At 57.1% G+C, this 4,496-nt stretch carries 4 protein-coding genes; all 4 read left to right on the forward strand.

Annotated elements, in window-relative coordinates:
• The first annotated feature begins 99 nt into the window (after nucleotides 1–99).
• Nucleotides 100–2,064, forward strand: coding sequence for a M13 family metallopeptidase (locus ACT3UA_RS18760; protein WP_444617851.1), 1,965 nt, complete (start codon nucleotides 100–102; stop codon nucleotides 2,062–2,064).
• A gap of 121 nt (nucleotides 2,065–2,185) precedes the next feature.
• Nucleotides 2,186–3,700 (forward strand): lysine--tRNA ligase, encoded by a 1,515-nt coding sequence (lysS, locus tag ACT3UA_RS18765; RefSeq protein WP_096285986.1) that lies wholly within the window; start codon nucleotides 2,186–2,188, stop codon nucleotides 3,698–3,700.
• Between the two features lie 5 nt (nucleotides 3,701–3,705).
• Complete coding sequence (locus tag ACT3UA_RS18770) at nucleotides 3,706–3,873, forward strand: hypothetical protein (protein ID WP_176484165.1); 168 nt, start codon at nucleotides 3,706–3,708, stop codon at nucleotides 3,871–3,873.
• A gap of 138 nt (nucleotides 3,874–4,011) precedes the next feature.
• On the forward strand, nucleotides 4,012–4,332 hold the full coding sequence (locus ACT3UA_RS18775; RefSeq protein WP_096285984.1) for a histone-like nucleoid-structuring protein Lsr2: 321 nt from the start codon (nucleotides 4,012–4,014) through the stop codon (nucleotides 4,330–4,332).
• Nucleotides 4,333–4,496: the final 164 nt, after the last annotated feature.

The raw sequence follows: 4,496 nt of genomic DNA on the forward strand, positions 1-4,496 counted from the left end.
GCCTTCGGCGCATATACGTGCGACTTCCTTCGGGCTAGAGATCTAATAGATACAGTGAATAATAGGTACTGCTAGATCCGCTATATAGGGAGCCCCTCGTTGACGACAGATGCGCTGAAATATCGTGATGATTCCATCCGCCCCCAGGACGACCTCTACCGTCATTCGAACGGAAAGTGGTTCGAATCGGCTTCCATCCCGAGCGACCAAGGGCTCTACGAATCTTTCATGGAGCTTCGCGACGACGCTGAAGACGCGGTCCACGCGATCATTACAGATGCAGTCAAAGCCCACGATTCCGGATCAGAACTAGCGGGTCCGTCACAGCGTATTGCCGATTTATACGGTAGTTTCATGAACGAAGAAGTCATCGAACAGCGCGGTGCTGATCCGGTCGCCGAATACCTGCAGGCAATTTCGAACGTTTCAGATGTCGAATCCCTGCTTGAGCTTTCTGGCTCCTTCTATCGCAAGGGCATAAGTGGCTTCCTAGCCTCGGGAGCAATGAACGACGCCGGAAACCCGGAACGAAACCTGTTGACCTTCTTGCAGGGCGGTCTCGGGTTGCCAGACGAGTCCTATTACCGCGAAGAACAGTTCGCACAGACCGTCTCCGACTATGAAGAACACCTAACCCGTCTGCTGGCGCTCGGCGGCATTCCCGATCCAGCGCAGGCGGCAGCCTCCGTGACTGCGTTGGAGACCAAGATAGCCAGTCATCACTGGGATCGGGTGAAGGTCCGTGATGCTCAGGCACGCTATAACCTCATGACCGAAGAAGAAGTCTTCAAGTTGTTCCCCGGCCTGCGTACCTGGCTGAAGGGCGCCGGCATCGAATCGAAGTACTCTGCCGAGGTAGTATTCTGGCAGCCAAGCTACTTCGAAGCGCTCTCCGGTTTGCTCGGCGCAGAACCCCTGGAGAGCTGGAAGAACTGGCTCACCGTTCAGGCGCTGCGCTCCTTCGCACCATACCTGTCCAGTGCGTTTGTAAATGAGAATTTCTCTTTCTACTCGGCCAAGCTCGGTGGGGTGGAAACGCTGAAGGAACGCTGGAAGCGTGGTGTCGCCTTCACCGAAGGCGGCGTAGGCGAGGATATTGGTCAACTCTATGTGGCCAAGCATTTCCCACAAGAAGCCAAGCATGCGATGGATGCACTGGTTGAGCGGCTTATCGAGGCCTACCGCATTTCGATCTCGAATCTGCCGTGGATGGGAGCGGAGACCATCGAGAAGGCCCTTGAGAAGCTGTCGATGTTCCGGCCTAAGATTGGCTATCCCAACGAGTGGATCGATTACTCCTCAGTCGAGACCGACCCCGTGGACGTCATCGCGAACCTTGCGGCCGCGAACGAATTCGAATTCAAGCGTGAGCTGAAGAAGATCGATGACGGGGTGGACCGCGAACTCTGGTTCATGTATCCGCAGACCGTCAACGCCTACTATCATCCGCTGCTCAATGAGATCGCCTTCCCGGCTGCCATTTTGCGCTTGCCATTCTTCGACAAGGACCGTGACGTCGCCTCGAACTTCGGGGCGATCGGTGCGGTCATCGGACACGAGATCGGCCATGGGTTCGATGACCAGGGCTCACAGTATGACGGAACCGGCCAGCTAACCAACTGGTGGACCGAGGAGGACCGCGCGGCTTTTGAGCAGCTCACCGGCAAGCTGGTCGACCAGTACAACGCTTTGCGCCCCACCGAGGCGCCGGACCACCAGGTGAACGGGGAACTGACGCTCGGCGAAAACATTGGTGACCTCGGCGGGCTGGGCATCGCCTACCGGGCCTACAAGCTTGAGCTGGCCGCCCGCGGCATCGAAGAGGACGAGGTGATCAACGGTGTCACCGGCGATCAGCGCTTCTTCTACTCCTGGGCCGAGTGCTGGCGCACGCTGATCCGACCGGAGACCGCAGTGGTGCGTGTGACCACCGACCCGCACGCGCCGGGCGAGTTCCGCTGCAATCAGGTGCCGAAGAACCTGGCTGCATTCCACGAGGCCTTTGACACCAAGCCGGGCGATGGAATGTGGCTTGATCCGGCAGATCGAGTGACCATCTGGTAGTACCAGGCAAGGCGCAGGGAGCGATCTCTGCGCCTTGAATTCGTTAAGGCGCGGAGATCACCGTGTAAGGCGCATCATGATCCTGCCAAATGACTAAGAATGGCAAGTAGAATGGACTATTGTGACTTCCCAAAATAATTCCGCAGATAGCACCGATCCAAACGACCAGCGTCAGGTCCGCATCGATAAGCGCAACGCCCTGCTGGCGAACGGCGAGGAAGCCTTCCCGGTTGGGGTGGCACGCACTCATACCTTGCAGCAAGTCCGCGAACAGTTCCCAGAGCTCGAGCCAGATCAGGCGACCGGCGTCAAGGTCGGTATCGCCGGACGCATCGTCTTCATGCGCAATACCGGAAAGCTCTGCTTCGCCACCGTGCAGGAGGGCGGCCCGAAGGGTGCCGGCACCCGCCTGCAGGTTATGCTTTCGCTGGCAACTGTCGGCGAAGAGCGCCTAGCCCAGTGGAAGTCCCTGGTCGACCTCGGTGACCACGTATTCGTGACCGGCGAGGTAATTTCTTCGCGTCGCGGCGAACTGTCGGTGATGGCAGATGGCTTCGAAATGGCTTCCAAGGCCCTGCGCCCGTTGCCGGTGCTGCACGCAGACCTGAACGAAGAAACCCGTGTGCGTCAGCGCTATGCGGATCTGATCGTTCGCAACGAAGCCCGCGAAATGGTGTACAAGCGAGCGGCGATCATCCGTGCGGTGCGCAGAACCCTCGAAGACCACGAGTACGTCGAGGTTGAGACCCCGATGCTGCAGCTGGTGCACGGTGGAGCCTCGGCCCGCCCATTCAAGACGCACCTGAACGCTTTCGATCAGGAAATGACCATGCGCATCGCCTTGGAGCTGTACCTCAAGCGTGCAGTGGTTGGCGGCGTGGACAGGGTCTTCGAAATCGGGCGCATCTTCCGCAACGAGGGCGTGGACTCCACTCACTCGCCGGAATTTACCATGCTTGAATGCTACGAAGCCTACGCGGACCAGTATGTGATGGCGGAGCGCATGCAGCAGATGATCCTGAATGCGGCGGACGCCATCGGTGCCGGTCGTACCATCGAGACCGCGAACGGCACCATTAACCTGGACGGCGAATGGCGCTGGTTGAGCGTGTACCCGGGCCTCTCCGAAGCCGTGGGTGTGGAGATCACCCCAGAGACCGACGCCGAGGTATTGCGTGGCGTCGCCGAAAAGCACCAAGTCAAGATCGACCCAGCGTGGAGCGCGCAGAAGCTTGTCATCGAACTATTCGGCGAGATCGTCGAGCCGAAGCTGATCGACCCGACCTTCGTCTGCGATTACCCGCCACTGGCGCAGCCGCTGGCGCGGCCACACCGTTCAAAGCCCGGCGTCATTGAAGCGTGGGACTTGATTATCGGTGGCATGGAGCGCGGTACCGCGTTCTCCGAGCTGATCGATCCAGTCATCCAGCGTGAGCGCCTGACCGAGCAATCGTTGTTGGCTGCCGGTGGCGACCCGGAAGCAATGCAACTGGATGAAGACTTCCTGCGCGCACTGGAATACGGTGCCCCACCAATGGGTGGTATCGGATTGGGCATCGATCGACTGGTTATGCTCTTCACCGACCTAGGAATTCGCGAAACGATCCTGTTCCCATTACTCAAGCCGGAGGCATAAATCCCATGCCATATGTAGAGGCAATTGTTCCAACTATCGTGCTGGCGCTCATATTTTGGTATGCGATCAAGGCGATTTCAAACGCTGATCGGAATGAGCGTAAAGCCCAGGCCGAAGCCGAAGCTAAAATCGCACATCATGGTAATTCAGAAACCAGCACGTCCGGAAATTAGGATAATCCTAGTAATTACCTCTTAATTGTTTGATGCGTTCGAATTTATTGCAAAATCTGACTATACTTGATTTTTGCAATGAACTTTGAGTTCTTATGGACTTAGTTCAGCAAATCCACGCATGGAGGAATAAGAATAATGGCACGTCAGGTTCAGATTGCCCTGATTGACGACATTGATGGCAGCGAAGCGATTGAGTCGATTTCGTTCAGTATTGCTGGTCAGCACTACGAGATTGACTTGAACTCGGAGCACGCCGACGAATTCCGTGCGGCCCTAGAGCCATATATCGATGCTGCGCGTTCGGCTAAGCAGAGTAGCGCGAGCGAGGCTCCTGCAATTCGCGCATGGGCCAAGGAAAACAACATTAAGGTCAACGCCCGCGGGCGCTTGAATGCTGATGTTGTTGACGCCTATAACGCAGCTATGCGTAAGGGTAGTCGGGGTCGCGCCAAGTAATTCACTAGGTGTTGAATTAGCCCAGATTTTTCATGAGGTCTTTGACGGTCACCGAAATCCGATACCCAGGATTCCCGGTGGCCGTTTCTGATTCCGCCCATGCCAAAGAGCGCCCGTTGCACCGACGCTGAATGCCAGGCTCCACCTACCTGGACTGAAATGAT

Origin of the sequence: Glutamicibacter sp. 363, assembly GCF_052379505.1 — a bacterium.
Classification (GTDB): domain Bacteria; phylum Actinomycetota; class Actinomycetes; order Actinomycetales; family Micrococcaceae; genus Glutamicibacter.

Bases quoted from the DNA above. Each gene is read 5' to 3' on its own strand.
- ACT3UA_RS18775 (WP_096285984.1), top strand. From the start codon at position 4,012: ATGGCACGTCAGGTTCAGATTGCCCTGATTGACGACATTGATGGCAGC.
- ACT3UA_RS18770 (WP_176484165.1), top strand. From the start codon at position 3,706: ATGCCATATGTAGAGGCAATTGTTCCAACTATCGTGCTGGCGCTCATA.